Genomic DNA, 19182 nt, shown 5'->3' on the forward strand with positions numbered 1-19182 from the left:
GCACTAGCCGCTCGACTACCCTGATGCGGTGAGCACCACCGGCAGACTGACCCCCGCCACCTACAGCGCGGCGCAGCGACGCGTCATCGACGCCGCCCTGGATCTGTTCGGCACGCACGGGGTCAGCGGCACCTCACTGCAGATGATCGCCGATGCCGTCGGCGTCACCAAAGCCGCTGTCTACCATCAGTTCAAGAGCAAGGACGAGGTCGTCATCGCCGTCGCCGAGACCGAACTGGCGGCCTTGCAGGACGCCGTGGACGCCGCCGAGGCCGAGCCGGATCGGGTGAGCGCGCGCGATGTGTTGCTGACCCGCGTGGTCGATCTGGCCGTCACCCGCCGCCAACTGACCGGCGTCCTGCAATTCGATCCCGTGGTCGTGCGCCTGCTCGCCGAGCACCAACCGTTCGCGGCGTTCATCGAACGGCTCTACCAGGTGCTGCTCGGCGAGGGCGCCGGCGTGGAGGCGCGGGTCAATGCCGCCGTGATGTCCGGGGCGCTCAGCGCGGCGGTGATGCATCCGCTGGTCACCGATGTCGACGACGCCACCCTACGCAGCCAGATCCTGAAGGTCACCCGCCGCATCCTGGATCTGCCTCAGGGGTGACGGCTGGTCACTCCCCCGTCTACCACCAGATACGTGCCGGTGATGAACGAGGCCTTGGGCGACATCAGGAACGCCACCGCCGCCGCCACCTCCTCGGGATCGCCGATCCGGCCCAGCGGCGCGGCCTGCTCGAAACCCTGGCGGACCTCATCGATGTCGAGGGCGACCTGCAGCATGGGGGTGTGGATGAAACCCGGGCATACCGCGTTGATCCGGATACCGGCCGGACCGAGTTGGGCCGCCATCGACCGCGTCAGTCCCAACAATCCCGCCTTGGACGCGCAGTAGGCCGGGATGAACGGATTCGCCGTCAGCCCTTCGATACTGGAGATGCCGACCACCGCGGGCGACCCGCCGTCGCGCGCGCTGGCCTCAAGCTGCGGGAGGAGCAGCTGCACCAGCATGGCGTGGGCGCGCAGGTTCACATCGAGGACCGCATCCCAGGACTCTTCGGTATAGGCACCGACCGGTTCCGGTATGACGCGGCCCGCGGCATGCACCAATCCGTCGACGCCCGTGAGGGATCCGACCGAATCGGCCACGGTCGCCGTATCCGTGACATCGACGACCGCGCCCGGCATACCGAGTTCGGCTGCGACATCGACGACCTCGGGTGCGATATCCCACAGCACCACGCTGCGACCGTCGGCGACCAGCGCCTGCGCGCTCGCACGCCCGATACCCGATGCCGCTCCGGTGACCACCACTGCGCCCATGGGCAGACACGGTAGGTCAGCAGCCGCGCCGTTGGTGCGGCTTTGCGCCACGCGCCGCGCGCACCACATCGTCGGTGAAGCGATCCAGCAGCACCGCCTGGGTGGCCGCAAGGTGCTTGCGCGCGATCCGTTCGGCCTCGGCGGAGTTTCCGGCCGCGATCTCGTCCACCAGGCGGCGGTGGGTGCGCACCGCGCCGCGCGCCGCGGCCGGCGAGGGGTACTCACCGCGTTTGATGACGGCGTCGGCCCACTTCTCCTCTTGCGCCGACCACAGCGCCACCAGGCTGCCGACGATATGGCGCACCGTGGCATTCGGCGTGAATTGCACCATCAGATCGTGGAATTCGCGGGCGGTGCGGGTGAAGGCCGCGCCGTCGGCGACGACCTCGGCGCAGGCATCGACATTGCGCGTCAGTGCGGGCACGGCGGCGCGCATCCGGTCCGGGCGACGCGCCACCTCGGCGGCACACAACGGTTCCAGCAGCTGCAGTCCGGATGCCAGGTCACCCAGTGACACCGCGGCACCCTGCAACGCCAGTCCGAGGTGATACGCCGCCGAGGACTCGTCGGGCCGGTGCACCTCGGCACCACCGACGCTTCCGCGTCGCACCGTGACCAGACCCTCGGTCTCCAGGATGCGCAGCGCCTCACGCACCGACGGATAGCTGACGCCGAACTCGGTCACCAACTGATCCTGGGTCGGCAGCCGGTCCGCGCCGGCGAGGATCCGGTCACGCAGTTCGGCCGCGACGGTCTCCGCGATGCGCTGCTGCGGGATTCGCACATCCGCAATACTAGCAATCCTTATAAGGATTGACCTACCATCGCTGGCGTGGACTTCGAGATGGGGGCGACGGCCGCCGCGCTGCGCAGTGAGCTGCGCGGCCTGGTGCAAGAGCATGTGCCCGACGACTATCTGGGCGCGTTCACCCACGACCCCGCGGATTTGGAGGTGGCCCAGGCGTTCTGCCGACTGCTCGCCGACCGCGGACTACTGTGCATGTCCTGGCCGGAGGAGTTCGGTGGGCGGGCGTCCTCGGCGTGGGAGCAGACGGTGGTGCGCGAGGAGATGTGGGCGCACCACGAACCGCGCGGCGCCCAGTACATGGGGGTCAACTGGGTGGGACCGATCATCATGCGCCACGGCACCGCCGAGCAGCAGAGGCAGCACCTGCCCCCGATCGCGGCCGGCGAGGTCATCTGGTGCCAGGGGTTCTCGGAGCCCGAGGCGGGTTCGGACCTCGCCTCACTGCGCACCACGGCGGTACGCGACGGCGACGGGTGGTTGATCAACGGACAGAAGATCTGGACGTCCTACGCAACCATGGCGCAGTGGTGCTTCCTGTTGGCGCGGACAACGAAGATCGGCGAGGGTGAGGTCCGGAAGAAGCAGCAAGGCCTGACCATCTTCCTGGTGCCCATGTCGGATCCGGCCATCACCGTGCGCCCGATCCAGACGATGATGGGCCCGCACCACCTCAACGAGGTGTTCTTCGACGACCTGCGCGTGACCGACGCCGACGTGCTGGGCGAGGTCGACGACGGTTGGACCGTGGTGCAGAGCGTGCTGGCCTTCGAACGGGTCGGCATCGCCCGTTACGCCCGCTGCGAGCGATTGCTGCACCTGGCACCGAAAGCGTTGGGCGCACAGTGGGCCGCGTTGCCCGACGAACTCCGTGGCCGATGGGTGCGGATGCTGACGCATTGCCGGCGGGCCCGGCTGATGGCCTACCGCCTGGTCGCCCTGCAGGCCGAGGGCCGGGTGCGGCCGACCGACTCGGCCGCCTACCGGATCGCGGTCACCAAACTCGACCAGGACAGCGCCGAGGTGCTGATGGAGATCATCGCCGCGCTTCCCGAGGGACAGGCACCCATCTTCAGAGCCGAGGTCGAGGACCACTGGCGCTACTCCCAACCCTCGACGGTCTCCTCCGGCAGCATCGAGATGCAGCGGATCCTGTTGGCGCGGAACCTGTTGGCGGCATCGTGAACATCGATCTGAGCCCGGAGGCGCGCGAGTACGGCGAACAGGCGATGCGCGCCATCGCGGCCGCCGGCGGTGACACCCTGCTGCAGCGCGCCGAAGCCGACCCCGATCAACGCCGCGCACTCGTCGAGCCGGTCCTGACCGGCCTGGGCGCCTGGGATCTGGAGCCGCGCAACGACGCCGACTCCGCCGAGGCCGCCGCCGCACTGTGTCGCAGCGCAGGATACTGGGGATTGCCCTATCCGCTGGCCGAGCGGCTGGCCCGCCCCACCGATATCGACGTCGACGGCTTGGTCGTGGTCGCCGGCCCCACGCCGTGCGCGCCGCTGGCCGGGATCACCGGCGATTGGGCCACGGTCACCGTGACCGGACACCGCTCACGGGTCACCGAGACGCGCGACCCGCGCACCGCTTTCGTGACATCACTGGCTCTTGCCGATATCGACGACGCCGGTGCCGCCGATATCGCACTGGCACTGGTGCTGCCGTGCTGGACCCTGCTCGGCATGCTCGACCGCGCGTTGGATCTCACCGTCGCGCACGTCACGCTGCGCCGGCAGTTCGGTCAGCCGCTGTCGACGTTCCAGGGTGTGCAGTTCCAACTCACCGACGCCGAGGTGGAACGCAGCGGACTGGAAATGCTGGCCCGCTACGCGTTGTCCGGCGTCGAGGGACATGACGCGTTGGCCGATGCCCTGGCGCTGCGTTTGGCAGCGATCGAGGCGGCCGAGCTGATCTTCCGGGTGACCCATCAACTGCACGGTGCCGTCGGGTTCTGCGATGAGACGGTGCTGTCCTGGTTGTCCCGGTACAGCCAGCCGTTGCGGCGGCTTCCGTTGGGGCGCTCGGCGACTCAGTCCGCACTCGCCGACGTGGTGGGTACCCGCGGGTTGACCGGACTCTACAGCGACGCGATATGAGCGGGGATCTGGAGGAGTTCCGGCGTCAGGTCCGCACCTGGTGCGCCGAGCACGTTCCCACCGATTGGCGTGCCGCGCAGACCGGGGTCGGTGACGAAGAGTATGTACGGTTCCAGAAGGCATGGTTCACCGAACTGCATTCGGCCGGTTACGCCGTCCCGCACTGGCCCGCCGAATGGGGTGGCGGCATGTCGGTGGCCGAGCAGATCGTGCTGTACTCAGAGCTGGCCGCGCACGATGCGCCCCGGCTGGTACTGGCCTTCGTCGGCATCCACCACGCCGCCTCCACGCTGCTGGCCGCGGGTACCGACGAGCAACGCCGTCGTCACCTGCCGGCGATCCTGAACGGTGAGATCTGGGTGCAGGGTTTCTCCGAACCCGAGGCCGGGTCCGACCTGGCGGCACTGCGCACCGCGGCGCGGCGCGACGGTGACGAATACGTCGTCAACGGTCAGAAAGTCTGGGCCAGCGGAGGTTTGCACGCCGATTGGTGCCTGCTGCTGGCGCGTACCGACCCGACTGCCAAGAAGCGGCACGGTATCTCCTACCTGCTGATGGACATGACCAGCCCCGGCATCGAGGTCCGACCGATCAGGCAGGCCACCGGCGAATCGCATTTCTGCGAAGTGTTCCTCAATGACGTCCGGATACCGGTGGCCAACCTCGTGGGGCCGGAGAACAGGGGCTGGCAGGTCGCGCAGGAGACCCTGGGTGCCGAACGCGGGATGACCATGCTGGAGCTCGCCGAGCGGCTCGGCAACGCCGGTTTCGGCTGGCTGGTGCAGGAATGCCGCCGCGCCGGACTGCTCTCGGAATCGTTGGTGGCCGACCGGTTGGCGCAGTTGGAGATCGAGATCACCGGACTGCGCGGGTTGTGCCGCGATATCGTCGAAGGCCGCTCCACGGGGCCGGCGGACGCCTCGATCGTCAAGCTCTTCTACAGCGAACTGCTGCAGCGGATGACCGACTTCGGCGCGCAGATCAGCGGATTGGCCGGTCACACCGTGCTGACCAAACCAATCTCCAGCGGCTGGGAATCCGGCGCCTGGGTGCTGGACTTCATCGGCTCCTGGGAATGGACCATCCCGGGCGGTGCCAGCGAGATCCAGCGCACCATCATCGGTGAGCGCGGACTGGGTCTGCCCCGTGAGCCGGTGGGAGCATGACGGTGCCGGAATTCGCTGACCTTCACCATGAGCTGCGTTCGGTGGCGCGGGATCTCCTCGGCGGCGGCGAGCCGGGTTGGTCGCTGATCACCCAGGCCGGCTGGCCGGGTCTGGAGATTGCCGAACCGCTGGGCGGATCGGAGGTGTCCTTCGCCGAGACCGTGGTTGTCGCCGAGGAACTCGGCAGGGCCGCTGTCCCCTCCAGCCACCTCGGCGTGACGCTCGGGATCGGCGCGTTACTGATGCTGCCGGCCGAGCATGCCCGCGACACACTGCTCGCCGAGACCGCCGAGGGCCGAGCGCTTCCGGTGGCGGTGCTGCCGACCGGCGAGCTCCCGGAGTCCGGGTTCGTACTGAGCGGCGACGGACTCCTGCGCGGCAGCGCGCATTTCGTGCCGGATGCCGCGCAGGCCACCCGGCTGTTGGTGCCCGCCACCGATGCCGGCGGCGCACCGGTGCTGGTCGACCTGGCCCCACACGATGTGACCGTGACGGCACAGTCGGTCCTCGATGAGACCCGCCGGCTCGCAACCGTGACCGCCGACGACGTTCGGCCCGAGCGGGTATGGCCGTACCCGGTGGCGATGGAACGCCTGATCGCGCGCGGCGCTGTCATGGTCGCCGCCGACAGTGTGGGCGTTGCCGAGGCCATGCTGACCCGCACCGTCGATTATGTCGGGATCCGGCACCAGTTCGGCCGTCCGATCGGTTCGTTCCAGGCCGTCAAGCACGCGTGTGCCGACATGCTGGTGCAGATCCGGGTGGCTCGTCAGCTCGTCGACGCCGCCGTCGACGCGCACGTCCGAGGCGTGGACGCCGGCCCGGCCTCCGCCATGGCGAAGTCCTATGCCACCGATATCGCGGTCGCGGTGGCGGGAAAGGCCATGCAGTTGCATGGCGGGATCGGCTACACCTGGGAGAGCGGAATCCACGTCTACCTCAAGCGGGCAACGCTGAACCGGTCGCTGTTCGGGACCCCCGTCACGCACCGCAGCAGGTTGGCGCAGCGGTACGGCCGCTGATATCGGTCGGCGTTCTGCGGGGCGAGCTTGTTAGCCTTCGACTATGTACCGACGGGCCGGACGCCGTGCTGCCTGGCTGGGTGCTGCGTTGACGCTGGTTTTGATGCTGAGTGGTTGTGCCTCCACCGTGCTCGAGGGGCGCGCGGTGTCCATGCTGTTCGACCCGCAGCGCGCCGGCGGCCTGCCCGCCCACGACGGGCCCAGCGGTCCGCGTCCGGACGCGCCACCGCCGAGCCGCGCCGCCGAGAACACCGATGACGGGCCGGTGGACCGGCTGGTGATGCAGGCCGTCGAAGACTTGGACGAATTCTGGTCGCAGAACTGGGAGGGTGCGCTGGCCGGCAGCAGCTACACCCCGGTGTCGGGCCTGGTGTCATATGACGCCTCCGATCCCAACGGCCCGGTCGTGTGCGGTAACGATCTCTACGAGTTGGCCAACGCGTTCTACTGCTTCGACGACGATGTGATGGCCTGGGACCGCAGCGAGTTCATCCCGGGCGCCGCTCAGTACTTCGGCGATATGGGCGTCGTCGGGGTGATCGCGCACGAGTTCGGCCATGCTGTGCAGTCGAAGGCGCATCTGGTCGAGAAGTCCACTCCGGTGCTGGTGAAGGAACAGCAGGCGGACTGCTTCGCCGGGGTGTACCTGCACTGGGTGGCCTCCGGCCAGTCCCCGCGGTTCAATCTGAGCACCGGCGACGGCCTCAATCACGTTCTGGCGGGCGCGATCTACATCCGTGATCCGCTGATGACCCAGGAAGAGGCCATCCTGACCGGTGATGCGCATGGCTCCGCGCTGGACCGCATCAGCGCGTTCCAGATCGGCTTCGCGGGCAATGCCGACCAGTGTGCGGCGATCGACATGGCCGAGATCACCGAGCGCCAGGGTGATCTGCCGCAGTTTTTGTCCTATGACTCCTACGGGGACCCGTCGGCCGGGGACAGCCCCGTCGACGAACGGTTGCTGACCGAACTGATGAGTACCCTGCAGGCCGTCTACAACCCGGCCGGCCCGCCGACGCTCAATCTGACCATGGCGACCTGCCCTGACGCACAGACGGTTTCACCGGCGTCGTACTGTCCGGCGACCAACACGATCAACGTCAATCTTCCCGCGCTGCAGGAGTTGGGCACGCCCAAGGCCGAGGATCAGGGCGTGCTGCTGCAAGGTGACAACACCGCGCTGTCGATCATCACGTCACGCTACGCGCTGGCCGTGCAGAAGGAGCGCGGCTACCCGCTGGAGTCGGCCAAGACGGCGCTGCGTACCGCATGTCTGACCGGTGTCGCGCAGGGCCGGATGGCCGAGCCCGATAGTGCCCTGATGCTGTCGGCCGGTGATACCGATGAGGCCATCTCCGGGCTGTTGACCAACGGCCTGGCCGCCAGCGATGTCAATGGTGCGACGGCACCGGCCGGTTTCACCCGGATCTTGGCCTACCGGGCCGGTCTGCGCGGCGAGGCGGACACCTGCTATCAGCGGTTTGCGGCATGAGCGAGGCTTGCCGAGCGAATCGACCGGCACTGAGCGAGGCCTGCCGAGCGAATCGACCGGCACCGAGCGAGGCCTGCCGAGCGAATCGACCGGCACCGAGCGAGGCTTGCGGGACAGTCGCATGACACGGCCGCCGGATCCGAATCAGGCTCCCCCCGGCCAGCCCTGGTGGTCGCGCCCCGGGGGCGCCCCGCCGCCGCCGGGACCACCGCACCAGCCCCCGCCGCCACGACACCAGTACCCACCGCAACCGTATCCGCCGGCGCACCCTGCACGACCACCACAGCCAGGACCGCCTCCCCCACGTCAGCCGCTGCCACCGCAGCAGCCGCCCAGGCAACGGCCGACGCCGCAACCGCCACAACGCCCCCCGGTGGATCCGCACCGGTACACCTTGCGCCCCGACCAGCAGCCGACCGCTCAGAGACAATCGGTGAAACCGACCAACCGGCGGACGCTGATCTTCACCGGGCTCGCCGTGCTGGCGGTCGTCGTTGTCGGAGTGGGGATCTGGCAGGTGGCCTTCCACAAGAGCGCAGTCATCAGCGTCGAAGAGGCCGAGGCCGGCGTGCGGGCCATCCTGTCCGATCCGATCAACGGCTACGGCGCCAACACGATCAGCGCCATGCGGTGCAACGGCGGGCGTGACCCGTCGGCACGCAAGGGCGACAGCTTCACCTGCGAGGTCGAGATCGACGGCACCATCCGGCAGGTGTACGCCGAATTCATCGACGACAACGGCACTTTCGCCGTCGACGGCCCTCGCTGATCAGACGGCCACCGACCGCTGTGCCGCCCCGGCGAGCTGCGCGGTCACCATCGTGTGGCCACCGGTCTGCCAGGCATCGAGGAACTTGTCGAGGGGTACGGGCAGACCCTGTCCGTTCTCCCAGGCGCTGTCATTGATGTAGACGACGTTCTTGGTGGTGTTCACGCTCAGCACGATCACCATGTGATTGCTGTTCAGGGTGTGGCTCGGCGGTCGGTACCGCTCGGGGTGGAAGAACGTGTTCTCATGAGCCTTCAACAAGACCGAGGCGTTGACCGAGACGATCACACCCTGCTTGTCCGCCAGTGACGCGTTGAGCGTCTCCACGGCAAACTGTCGCTGGCTCTTCAGGAATGTGGTGACATCGGCGTCGACGCCGTTAAGGTTCAGCAGTTTCAGCACATCGGTCGTGTACGTTCCCCAATGCTTCCCGGGCACGTCCCCGTCACCCTCGAAGATGGCCTCGCCCGAGATGACGTCACTGGGCGTGTTCCAGGCCTGCTCCAGGATCTGCTGCTGTGTCGGCATGACACCGGTCAGCTGGCCGATGATGCCGGCGCTGGCCATGATTGCGCAGGATTGGGCATCACCCTGGAAGATGAAATACGGCTTGTTGGCCGTGTAGTCGCCGAACTCGACATCGCCGGGCGCCGGCGGCTCCGGAGCGATCAAGTTCGCCACGCCGAAGGTGCGCGCGAGATCGTCGCTGAGATCGACGAGATTGCGCTGTACACCGTCGATCTGGTTGACCACGGTCTCGGCGACCATACCGCCGAGATTGCGCAGCACCTGACCGAGCCGCTCGGGACGGGGCAGCTCCCAGACCCACCGAGTCCGGGTTGCCGCCGGTGTGCTCGGTGGCGCCCCGATGGTCGCGGCCAACTGCGCGGTCACCAGTCGGAAGTTCTGTGCGCCCCAGTCGGACAGGAAATCGTCGAGGTTCATGGTCGCGCCTCGCCCGGTCGACGATGTCGGGTCGTTGACCGTCACGGTGCCGGCATCGGTGTCGACGCCGATCACCACGACCGCCTTGCTGTCGCCGTCCTCATCGTCCATGACGACCATCTGCGCCTTGGTCGGATCCTGCAATCCGGCCGTCAGCGCGTGAAGAGCATTCGACTTCTGCTCCTGAGCATAGAAATGCGTGAAGATCCGAACGCCGCGACCCTGCAGGACTTCGAAGGCATCGGTCCAGTTCACGAAGCGGTCGGATCCCGGCACGTACACCTTCTGGTTGTCGGCATACAGGCTGTCGGCGGCGGCAGCGATGTCGAGGAAGCTCTGGACGTCGACCGCTGTACCGGTCAGTTGCGCCCAGGCCATTGCGGCGGTCGCCAGAGTATGTGAGCTGTAGCCCCGCTCCGCCCAGTACTGGAGGTTTGCAGCCGGGTTGCCATATGGGGCGTCATCGACGACGACGATCTGTCGGATCCCCACCATGCGGACCAGATCATCGCGCAGAACCGTGAGGTTGCGTCGCATCCCCTGGAACTGATGGGCCACGGTGTAGTACAGGTCGGTGCCGAACTGCTGCAATGTGCGCAGGATTTGGTTCGGAGTGGGCAGTCCCCAGTTCGGCAGGGCGGAGGGGATCGCGCCGGCCGTGGTCGCGGCGACCACCGGTTCGACACGCCCGGCGAGTCCCGAAACCTGCTGCGCGGCAGAGTGTCCTGCCCCCGCGCCATCGGGTACGTCCTCGACGATCTCGACGTCGCGGCCGGTCGAATCGACGGCGGCGGAATCGTCAGCACGGCTGACCGACGCAAGGTCATGCTCGCTGACAGAGATGGGCTTTGCGGATACCACCGCCGGTGATGACTCGGCCAGGACTTCGGCGGCGGGCGTGATCGCGACATCGAACTCGGCATCCTCCGACGGTGCCACATCGGAGATTTCGACGTCGTCGACCGTATCGGCGTCGTCGGTACCCGAGTCTTCGATCGAGTCGATGCGGGAGTCGTCATCGTCGCCCGTATTGGAATCGTCGTCGCGCGAGAATGATTCCGGCTCGGTGCGATCGGACTCGTCCTTCGTCGACGACGAAGTACGCGGCCCGGTCGCGGCATCGCGGTCGGAATCCTCCGGCGAGTCGTCGCTGCCGGCGACACTGGATGACGCCCCATCCTTGTCGGAACTGCTCGACGAGTCCGATCCCGAGCTCGAAGTGCTGCTCGATGAGCCGGTATCGCTGTCGGCCGCGGCCACTCCGGCAGCACCGAACATGGCGGCGCCCATGCCCAGCGTCAGCGCGCCGGCGCCCAGCCACAGACGCACGTTGTGTTGCTCGCGGCATCGGTCGACGGACTCATTCCAGACAGCCACGAGCACCACATCCCAACGGGTCGGAGGAAGGAGCGAATAATTAACGCTGACGTAAGTGCCAGTGAGCAGATCGTAAGAGGGGCTCAGTAACGCCGCAAGCAAACGGGCAATTAAATCGACGCGTATGCGCATTTCGGCCCGCTCGCACCTCTGCGACCAGGGTGAGCCGAATGACCAACCGCGCCAATTCTTTCGGGGGACGACCAGAGCCGTCACGCCACAGCCATATAAAACCGATCGATCTTCAGCTAACTGTCAGCGACTGACAGCTGATTTCCGTAAAGCTATTTCACCTGCACACATCGGCGTATGCGTGCAGTGATTGCGAAGTCAAGCAATGCGCCCGCTCGAACTCCCGGAAGCCGCACGCGCACGAAACTCTTCACCGAGCGTTCGCTTGTCTTCGGTCGGGGTACCTGAAGACCATGTCTGACAATTCTTGGACCGTCCAGATCGGCGTCGCCGACGATCCGCAGAACACCGGTGTCCCGCCGGTACCTACCGACGTCTACCAGGGTGATGAGGAGGGCGCGCGGGCCGACTACGCCGAGTGGTCGGCGAAAGCTCCGGACAAGGATTACCGCTACGTGATGCTGCGGCACCTCGGCGACGTGGTCGAGTGCTGGGGAACGCCGCCGGCCGTGGGCTGAGGGGCGTGGCCCTCGCGCATCGATATACCCGCACAGTGCGCGAGGAGGGACTCGAACCCTCACGCCCAAAGGACAATGGCACCTAAAGCCATCACGTATGCCAATTTCGTCACTCGCGCTCGTGCCGAACACCATACCGTCTCGGCGAAGACAACTTGCTGTCGGTAGGGCAAGTCATCGTCGGCCATAAAAGCGGGAGGCGATATGCGTTCGGTCCAAGACTTCAACACTGTGCAGGCGTCGATCGGGGCTGGCCTCGACGACTGCGTGATCTCTCGACGGACCGGCATTCCTCGGCGCACCGTCTGCGATTGGCGCAACAACCGCCGCTCGACCGCGCTTCGGGACAGCTGCCGCCACCACGACTTCAGCATGCTGTCCTCGGAGGCATATAGCTACCTACTCGGCCTCTACTTGGGCGACGGATACATCAGCCGCAGCCGAAGGGTCTGGCGGCTACGAACCCTCGACAAGAAGTATCCCGGAATCATCGACAGTTGCTGCGAGGCCATCGACAAGATCATGCTCGGCCAACGTGCAACGGTCTTCCCGCGGCTCAGCGGTTGCGTCGATGTATCACTATTCTCCAAACACTGGCCCTGCCTGTTCCCGCAGCACGGACCGGGACCGAAGCACCTGCGCCCGATCGTCCTGAAACCGTGGCAGCAGGCTCACGTCGACGCCGCCACCGAGGACTTCGTCCGCGGTCTGATCCACAGCGACGGCTGCCGCGTCGTCGCCAACGATCGCGGCGTGGCGAGCGTGCGCTACCACTTCACCAACCACTCCTCCGATATCCGAGCCTTGTTCTGCGCGGCCCTCGATCAACTCGGCATCCCCTGGACCCAGAACAGCCGCTACATGATCGCCGTCTATCGCAAAGCCGCCACCGCTCGACTCCGACCAGTTCATCGGCCCCAAGGCCTGAATACGGCGGACGGTAAAGTTGACCCATGTCCACTACACGCCGTAGGAGACCGGCGCTCATCGCGCTGGCCGCCCTTGCCGCGGGCGGCTGCCTGCTTTTGGCGTGGTGGCAGTGGACCCGCTACGAATCGAACTCGGGGTCCTTCCAGAACCTCGGCTACGCCCTGCAATGGCCGATGTTCGCCGGGTTCTGCGTCTACGCATACTTCAAGTTCGTCCGCCTGGAGGAAGCGCCGCCCACCTATGACCCGGCCGATGCCGATACGGCCAAGGAGATCCCCGCCGGGCTGCTGCCCGAGCGACCGAAGGCCGCCGCGACGGCCGATGACGATCCGACCCTGCGCGAATACAACGCCTACCTGGCCGAACTCGCCCGAACCGAGAACCCCGAAGACAGGACCGATCGATGAGCACGCCCGAAAGCCAGCAGACGCCCGCACCGGTGGTACCGAAGGCCTCCATCCAGAAGGCGCTGGCCAGCTACCGCGTGCTGGCCTGGGCAACCGGTCTCTGGCTGATCGCGCTCTGCTACGAGATGGTGATGAAGTACGGATTCAACGACGACTCCCTGAGCTGGATCGCCGTCGTCCACGGCTGGGTGTACTTCGCCTATCTGATCGCCACCGCGAACCTGGCCGTCAAGGTCCGCTGGCCGCTGGGCCGCACGCTCGGCACGCTGATCTCCGGCACCGTGCCGCTCATCGGTCTCATCGTCGAGCACTTTCAGACTCAGGACGTGAAGAAGCGCTTCGATCTGTGACCGGCGGCCCGCTTTCGCTCGACTGACGCACCGCGGGGATGAACAGGGTCGCCACAGCAGACACGGTCGCCACCCCGGCGGCGATGATCAACGCGACCCGGAACCCGTCGAGCGTCGGAACCTCGTGACCGCCGGCCGTCATCGTCATTGCCGCCAGCACCGCGCCGATCACCGCGCTGGAGATCGATGTGCCCAGTGACCGCGCGAGGGCGTTCAGCCCGTTGGCCGCCGCCGTCTCCGACACCGGCACGGCCGCATTGATCAGCGCGGGCATCGACGCGTAGGCGAAACCCACCCCGATGCTGATCAGCACGTTCAGCGCCAGCACCTGCGGCCCGCCACCCAGCAGCCACAACCCGGCCAGATACGACGCAGCGATCACCACGCAGCCCACGAACAGCGTGAACCGTGGCCCGCGCGCCGCGGCCACCCGCGCAGCGATGGGCGCGATGACCATCATGGCCACCCCGCCGGGCGCCATCCACAGTCCGGCCTCCAGCATCGACATCCCCAGGCCGTAGCCGGTCTCGGGCGGAAGCTCGAGCACCTGCGGGGCGATCAGCGAGAGCGCGAACATCGCGAATCCGACGCCGACCGAGGCCACGTTGGTGATCAGCACCGGCGGTCGCACCGAGGTGCGCAGATCGACCACCGGGGAATCGAACCGCAACTGCCAGATCACGAAGACGGTGAAGATCACCGCCGACGCGATGAACATGCCCAGGGTCAGCGTCGACGACCACCCCCAGTCGCGTCCCTTGGTGATGCCGAGCAGCAGCGTCACCAGGCCTCCGGCCAGCAGCAGTGCGCCAAGCGGATCAAGCCGATCGCTTGAGGAGGCCGGCACCGACGGCACGAGCGCCAAGAACAGCATCAGCAGCACGCCGCCGAGCCCGGCGGCACACCAGAACAGCGCGTGCCAGCTGAACTGCTGCGCGACGGCCGCCGACAGCGGCAGACCGAGGGCCCCGCCCACGCCGAGGGACGAACTCATCAGGCCCATCGCGCTGCCGACGCGCTCAGCCGGCAGCGACGCGCGCAGCACGCTGATGCCGAGCGGGATGATGGGGATGCCCACTCCCTGTAGTCCGCGGCCGATGACGAACGGCGCCAGGGTGTCGCTCAGCGCCGAGATCGTGGAGCCGACGATGAGTACCGCCGCGCACGCCACCAGGATCGGCTTCGGGCCGTACAGATCGCCGAGCCTGCCGAAGACGGGTGTGGCGACCGCGGCCACCAGAAGGGTCGAGGTGATTGCCCACGAGGCGTCAGAAGGACTGGCGCTCAGAAGCTTTGGCAGCTCGGGGATCAACGGGATCATCAGCGTCTGCATCAGCGAGACGCTGATGCCGGCAGCGCACAGCACGGCGATGAGGACGCCGGGGTGGGCCGACAACGGCCGCCGCTGATCGGGGGATGCCACGATCGCGAGCATTACACGTTAGTTGCGCTATGCAAAATTCCCGACGCCCACCCGATGGCGAAACCCGCGGGGGCTCACACGCGGATTCGGGCCCCGGGTACGCGGGTTTCGCCAAGGATCAGGCAGGGCCGGAGCTAGACGAGCGTGCGCAACTCCGGCAGCAGCAGCGTCAGCGCCCGGCCGCGATGCGAGGCGGCGTCCTTCTCGGCCGGCGTCAGCTCCGCGGCCGACCGCTCGGATCCGTCGGGCACGAAGATCGGGTCGTACCCGAAGCCGCCGTCACCGCGCGGGGCCCGGGCGATCGTGCCGGTCCACTCCCCGCGCACCACGGCCTCACCCGCCGCCGACACCAGCGCACACGCCGACACGAACGCCGCGCCGCGGCGTTCGTCGGGAACATCGCGCAGCTGACCGAGCAACAGTTGCAGGTTGGCCGAGTCGTCACCGTGCGCACCGGCCCACCGCGCCGACAGCACGCCGGGCATCCCGTTGAGTGCGTCGACGGCCAGCCCGGAATCATCGGCGACCGAGGGCAGTCCGGTCGCGGTGAACGCGTCCCGGGCCTTGGCCAAGGCGTTCTCCTCGAACGTCGCGCCGGTCTCGGGCGCCTCGTCGAATTCGGCGACATCGGCCAGCGACAACAGCTCGAGGCCCGACACGCCGGCCGCATCGAGGACACGGCGCAACTCGGCCAGCTTCTTGGCGTTGCGCGAGGCAACCAGTAACCGGGTCAGCTTCCGAACGCCTTCTTGACCGGACCGGTGGCCTCGGGCAGCACGCCCGGATAGGGCAGCTCCAAGGCCGTGCGCTGGATGGCGAAGAGCTCCTCACATCCGGCCAGCGCCGCGTCGAGCAGCTTGTCGAGCGTCGAGCGCGGGAAGGTCGCGCCCTCGCCGGTGCCCTGGATCTCCACCAGGGTGCCGGTGTCGGTGGCGACGACGTTCATGTCGACCTCGGCGCGCGAGTCCTCGGTGTAGGGCAGGTCGAGCCGGACGCGGCCGTCGACCACGCCCACCGACACCGCGGCGATGGCACATGACAGCGGACGCGGATCCGACAGCTTGCCGGCCGCGGCCAGATAGGTCACGGCATCGGAGAGCGCGACGTAGGCGCCGGTGATGGCGGCGGTGCGGGTGCCACCGTCGGCCTGCAGCACATCGCAGTCGACGGCGATGGTGTTCTCCCCCAACGCGCCGAGGTCGATGCAGGCCCGCAGCGACCGCCCGATCAGCCGGCTGATCTCCTGGGTGCGTCCGCCGACCCTGCCCTTGACCGACTCACGGCCCGAGCGTTCGTGAGTGGCCGCCGGCAGCATCGCGTACTCGGCGGTCAGCCAGCCCTGCCCGGACCCCTTGCGCCAACGCGGCACCCCCTCGGTGACCGAGGCCGTGCACATGACCCGGGTCTGGCCGAACTCGACCAGCACCGAACCGGCGGGATGGGAGGTGAAACCGCGGGTGATGACCACGGGCCGCAACTCGTCATCAAGGCGGCCGTCTTCTCGTCTGGACACGGGCCAACCCTAACGGGTCGGGTCAGTGCCGCGTGACGTCGATCGTCTCGCCACACACCACCGCGTGCACCGGCCCGTCGAACTCGGCCTTGGCCTCGCTGATGACGTCCTCGCGCGATGTCCACGGCGGGATGTGGGTCAGCAGCAACTCACCGACACCTGCGCGCGCGGCGATCTGGCCGGCCTCGGTGCCGGACAGGTGCAGATTGGGGGGCCGTTCGGGCGAGTGCGTCCAGGACGCCTCGCACAGGAAGACGTCGACCCCGCGGGCCAATTCGACGACGGCATCACAGATTCCGGTGTCACCGCTGTAGGCGAACGTGACGCCGTCGCGGTCGGTGAAACGCATGCCGTAGGACTCGGTCGGATGGCACACCAGCCGCGGCTCGACGGTCAGGGCGCCCAGTGTCACCGCCTGCCTGTCCACCCAGGCCTGCACCTCGAAGATGTCGGAGATGTCGTCGACCTCGCCGCCCTCGGGTGAGGAGGCGGCGCCCAGGCGCTCCCAGGTGTGGGTCGGGCCGAACAGCATGGCGCGGCCCTCCGGCGGGTTGGGGTGATAGCGGCGCCAGACGAACAGGCCGGGCAGGTCCAGGCAGTGGTCGGCGTGCAGGTGCGACAGCAACACGTTGACCGATCCGGGGTCGGCGTGCCGCTGCAGCGCGCCGAGCACTCCGCCGCCGAAGTCGAGCACCATCGGGACCGTGTCGGGTTCGGTCAGCAGATATCCGGACGCGGGCGAATCGGGGCCGACAACACTGCCGGAACATCCCAGTACGGTGATTCGCACACCTCTAGCTTGCCATGTCCGGCATTGCGGCGACGAAGGCATCACCGCATTGGCGACAAGTTTCATTCTGCGTCCGCACCGTGATGTATGGACCGGACGCGGCCGTCGGCGGCGCAGACGGCATCAGCGGGCGTCGAGTGGCCCGACGCACATCAGCAAACGCCGCTGTCAGGACCGCAGCGCGTGGGGACTGTTGCGGCGCTCGCGCGCCTTGCGCTCCGGACCGGACAGCACATAGGCGGCGAAGAATCCGGCCAGCGCACCGCACAGATGCCCCTGCCACGACACTCCGGGGGCACCCGGCAGCACCCCGAGCAGGATGCCGCCGTAGACGAACGCGACGATGACACCGACCACGATCTCCCAGGCGGTACGGGTGAAGAACCCGAATACGATGAGGAACGTCAGCCATCCGAAGATCAGACCCGAGGCGCCGATGTGGTTGGTGGTGCACTGCACGCCGACGTACGGACAGTGCGCGCCGATATTGCCGATCAGCCAGGTCCCGAACCCGCCCAACAGCCAGATGATGGCCGTGGCGGCGATGAACCGGCCCATACCGGCCAGTGTCATCAGGAAGCCGAGCACCAGGGCCGGCACGGTGTTGGCGATCAGGTGCGGCCAGCCCCCGTGCAGCAGCGGTGCCCACAGGATCCCCCACAACCCGTCGGTCTGCAGCGGGCGGATGCCATCCTGATCGAGGCGATGCCCGAGGACGGTGTCGACGATCTCCATGACGTACAGCAGCGCCACGAAACCGACGATCGTGATCCCACCGACCACCCAGGCCGGCCGACTCTTCGGCTGCTGGGCGCTCGGCAGATTCATGCCCACTTCCCTAAGCCCACAGTTGCCCTTCCAACGCGTCTTCCGCGTCATCCAGGCTACCGGCGTAGGCACCGGTCGACAGGTACTTCCACCCGGCGTCACACACGGTGAAGGCGATATCGGCGCGCTCACCGGCCTTGATGGCCTTGGCCGCCATGCCGAGCGCGGCATGCAGGATCGCACCGGTGGAGATACCGGCGAAGATGCCCTCCACCTCGACGATCTCGCGGGTGCGCTTGATGGCGTCGAACGCGCCGACCGAGAACCGGGTGGTCAGGATCTCCGGGTCGTAGAGCTCGGGGACGAACCCCTCGTCGATGTTGCGCAGCGCGTAGACACCCTCGCCGTACCGCGGTTCGGCCGCCACGATCTGGATGCCGGGCACATGCTCGCGCAGGAACCGCCCGGTGCCCATCAGCGTGCCGGTGGTACCGAGACCGCCGACGAAGTGCGTGATCTCCGGCAGGTCGGCGAGGATCTCCGGACCCGTGCCCTCATAGTGCGCCGCGGCGTTGGCCGGGTTGCCGTACTGGTAGAGCATCACCCACGAGGGGTTCTGCGCGGCAAGCTCCTTGGCGTGCGCGACGGCGGTGTTCGACCCGCCCTCGGCCGGGCTGAAGATGATCTTGGCGCCGTAGAGTTCAAGCAGCTGACGCCGCTCGATCGAAGTGTTCTCCGGCATGACGCAGATCATCCGGTAGCCCTTGAGCAGCGCCGCCATCGCCAGTGAGATACCCGTGTTGCCGCTCGTCGGCTCCAGCAGGGTGTCGCCGGGCTTGATCAGACCGTCACGCTCGGCCTGCTCGATCATGCGCAGCGCGGGCCGATCCTTGATCGAACCGGTGGGGTTGCGGTCCTCCAACTTGGCCCACAACCGCACATGCGGGCCGCCCGCCTCTTCTCCTGGGGCGGAGTCCCATCGTGGTGACAGCCGCTGCAGACCGACCAGCGGTGTGTTGCCCAGCGCCTGCAGCAGTGAGTCGTACCGGGCCAAGTCAGCCTCCCGCGACCGCGGGCAGGATGGTCACCGAATCGCCGTCGGCGATCGCGGTGTCCAGACCGCCGGAGAACCGGACATCCTCGTCGTTGACGTAGATGTTGACGAAGCGGTGCAGCTTGCCCGCATTGTCCGAGTCCACGAGGCGCTCCGAGATCCCCGGATAGTTGGACTCCAGATCGCCGATCACCGCACTGAGGGTGTCGCCGCTGGCGCTGACGCGCTTCTCGCCACCGGTGTGGGTGCGCAGGATGGTCGGGATCGAAACGGTGATGGCCACGTTGTCTTCC

21 protein-coding genes and 1 tRNA gene are annotated in these 19182 nt (G+C 67.5%); 10 read left to right on the forward strand and 12 right to left on the reverse strand.

The features are described 5' to 3' along the window. Nucleotides 1-28 precede the first annotated feature (28 nt). Nucleotides 29-607, forward strand: a complete 579-nt coding sequence (locus ACWDUN_RS26285; RefSeq protein ID WP_449933328.1) for a TetR/AcrR family transcriptional regulator — start codon at nt 29-31, stop codon at nt 605-607. On the opposite strand, the gene ACWDUN_RS26290 is transcribed toward ACWDUN_RS26285, so the two are convergent. Together ACWDUN_RS26290 and ACWDUN_RS26295 are read right to left on the reverse strand one after the other, a co-directional pair. Beyond that, entirely contained in the window at nt 598-1323 is a 726-nt protein-coding gene (locus tag ACWDUN_RS26290) for an SDR family NAD(P)-dependent oxidoreductase (protein WP_449933330.1), read from the reverse strand. The two genes, ACWDUN_RS26285 and ACWDUN_RS26290, sit on opposite strands and share 10 nt — an antisense overlap. 16 nt (nt 1324-1339) lie before the next feature. Next, entirely contained in the window at nt 1340-2107 is a 768-nt protein-coding gene (locus ACWDUN_RS26295) for a FadR/GntR family transcriptional regulator (RefSeq protein WP_449933332.1), read from the reverse strand. A gap of 60 nt (nt 2108-2167) precedes the next feature. On the opposite strand from ACWDUN_RS26295, the gene ACWDUN_RS26300 reads away from it, so the two are divergent. The 6 genes from ACWDUN_RS26300 (at nt 2168) to ACWDUN_RS26325 (ending at nt 8682) form a co-directional block, all read left to right on the forward strand. Beyond that, a complete protein-coding gene (locus ACWDUN_RS26300; RefSeq protein ID WP_449933407.1) occupies nt 2168-3313 on the forward strand; it encodes an acyl-CoA dehydrogenase family protein in 1146 nt (381 codons plus the stop codon). Continuing rightward, nucleotides 3310-4230 carry an acyl-CoA dehydrogenase family protein gene (locus ACWDUN_RS26305; protein ID WP_449933333.1) on the forward strand — a complete coding sequence of 307 codons (921 nt, stop codon included), beginning with the start codon at nt 3310-3312 and terminating at the stop codon, nt 4228-4230. The genes ACWDUN_RS26300 and ACWDUN_RS26305 overlap by 4 nt, the downstream gene beginning before the upstream one ends. After that, on the forward strand, nt 4227-5396 hold the full coding sequence (locus ACWDUN_RS26310) for an acyl-CoA dehydrogenase family protein (RefSeq protein WP_449933335.1): 1170 nt from the start codon (nt 4227-4229) through the stop codon (nt 5394-5396). Before ACWDUN_RS26305 ends, ACWDUN_RS26310 begins: the two co-directional genes overlap by 4 nt. Continuing rightward, nucleotides 5393-6418 carry an acyl-CoA dehydrogenase family protein gene (locus tag ACWDUN_RS26315; RefSeq protein WP_449933337.1) on the forward strand — a complete coding sequence of 342 codons (1026 nt, stop codon included), beginning with the start codon at nt 5393-5395 and terminating at the stop codon, nt 6416-6418. Before ACWDUN_RS26310 ends, ACWDUN_RS26315 begins: the two co-directional genes overlap by 4 nt. Nucleotides 6419-6461: 43 nt before the next feature. Then, a complete protein-coding gene (locus tag ACWDUN_RS26320) occupies nt 6462-7913 on the forward strand; it encodes a neutral zinc metallopeptidase (RefSeq protein WP_449933339.1) in 1452 nt (483 codons plus the stop codon). 433 nt (nt 7914-8346) lie between these two features. Then, entirely contained in the window at nt 8347-8682 is a 336-nt protein-coding gene (locus ACWDUN_RS26325; RefSeq protein ID WP_449933341.1) for a DUF4333 domain-containing protein, read from the forward strand. Here the strand turns inward: ACWDUN_RS26325 and ACWDUN_RS26330 are convergent, their stop codons facing one another. After that, entirely contained in the window at nt 8683-11004 is a 2322-nt protein-coding gene (locus ACWDUN_RS26330; RefSeq protein WP_449933342.1) for a hypothetical protein, read from the reverse strand. Nucleotides 11005-11429: 425 nt separating this feature from the next. Here ACWDUN_RS26330 and ACWDUN_RS26335 point away from each other — a divergent pair, with 425 nt between their 5' ends. Beyond that, complete coding sequence (locus tag ACWDUN_RS26335) at nt 11430-11654, forward strand: hypothetical protein (RefSeq protein ID WP_449933344.1); 225 nt, start codon at nt 11430-11432, stop codon at nt 11652-11654. Nucleotides 11655-11690: 36 nt separating this feature from the next. Here ACWDUN_RS26335 and ACWDUN_RS26340 read toward each other — a convergent pair. Both ACWDUN_RS26340 and ACWDUN_RS26345 read right to left on the reverse strand, forming a co-directional pair. After that, nucleotides 11691-11773, reverse strand: a tRNA-Leu gene (locus ACWDUN_RS26340). 460 nt (nt 11774-12233) lie between these two features. Beyond that, nucleotides 12234-12566 (reverse strand): hypothetical protein, encoded by a 333-nt coding sequence (locus tag ACWDUN_RS26345; protein ID WP_449933346.1) that lies wholly within the window; start codon nt 12564-12566, stop codon nt 12234-12236. Nucleotides 12567-12607: 41 nt separating this feature from the next. Here ACWDUN_RS26345 and ACWDUN_RS26350 point away from each other — a divergent pair, with 41 nt between their 5' ends. Continuing rightward, entirely contained in the window at nt 12608-12991 is a 384-nt protein-coding gene (locus ACWDUN_RS26350; protein ID WP_449933347.1) for a hypothetical protein, read from the forward strand. Beyond that, a complete protein-coding gene (locus ACWDUN_RS26355) occupies nt 12988-13341 on the forward strand; it encodes a DUF3817 domain-containing protein (RefSeq protein WP_449933349.1) in 354 nt (117 codons plus the stop codon). The genes ACWDUN_RS26350 and ACWDUN_RS26355 overlap by 4 nt, the downstream gene beginning before the upstream one ends. On the opposite strand, the gene ACWDUN_RS26360 is transcribed toward ACWDUN_RS26355, so the two are convergent. The 7 genes from ACWDUN_RS26360 to ACWDUN_RS26390 form a co-directional block, all read right to left on the reverse strand. Further along, nucleotides 13289-14764 (reverse strand): MFS transporter, encoded by a 1476-nt coding sequence (locus tag ACWDUN_RS26360; RefSeq protein ID WP_449933351.1) that lies wholly within the window; start codon nt 14762-14764, stop codon nt 13289-13291. The two genes, ACWDUN_RS26355 and ACWDUN_RS26360, sit on opposite strands and share 53 nt — an antisense overlap. A gap of 134 nt (nt 14765-14898) precedes the next feature. After that, entirely contained in the window at nt 14899-15498 is a 600-nt protein-coding gene (gene rdgB, locus ACWDUN_RS26365) for an RdgB/HAM1 family non-canonical purine NTP pyrophosphatase (protein ID WP_449933409.1), read from the reverse strand. Continuing rightward, nucleotides 15495-16277 carry a ribonuclease PH gene (gene rph, locus ACWDUN_RS26370; RefSeq protein WP_449933353.1) on the reverse strand — a complete coding sequence of 261 codons (783 nt, stop codon included), beginning with the start codon at nt 16275-16277 and terminating at the stop codon, nt 15495-15497. Before rph ends, rdgB begins: the two co-directional genes overlap by 4 nt. Nucleotides 16278-16299: 22 nt before the next feature. Next, nucleotides 16300-17067: a cyclic nucleotide-degrading phosphodiesterase gene (locus ACWDUN_RS26375; protein WP_449933355.1), complete on the reverse strand. Its 768-nt coding sequence runs from the start codon at nt 17065-17067 to the stop codon at nt 16300-16302. Nucleotides 17068-17235: 168 nt separating this feature from the next. After that, the gene (locus ACWDUN_RS26380) at nt 17236-17895 is read right to left on the reverse strand and encodes a rhomboid family intramembrane serine protease (RefSeq protein WP_449933357.1); all 660 of its coding nucleotides are present in this window, start codon (nt 17893-17895) and stop codon (nt 17236-17238) included. Between the two features lie 10 nt (nt 17896-17905). Next, entirely contained in the window at nt 17906-18889 is a 984-nt protein-coding gene (locus tag ACWDUN_RS26385; protein WP_449933358.1) for a cysteine synthase, read from the reverse strand. Nucleotide 18890: 1 nt separating this feature from the next. Then, on the reverse strand, nt 18891-19172 hold the full coding sequence (locus ACWDUN_RS26390) for a MoaD/ThiS family protein (RefSeq protein WP_449933360.1): 282 nt from the start codon (nt 19170-19172) through the stop codon (nt 18891-18893). Between the last annotated feature and the right edge of the window lie 10 nt (nt 19173-19182).

Source organism: Mycobacterium sp. NPDC003323, assembly GCF_053589535.1.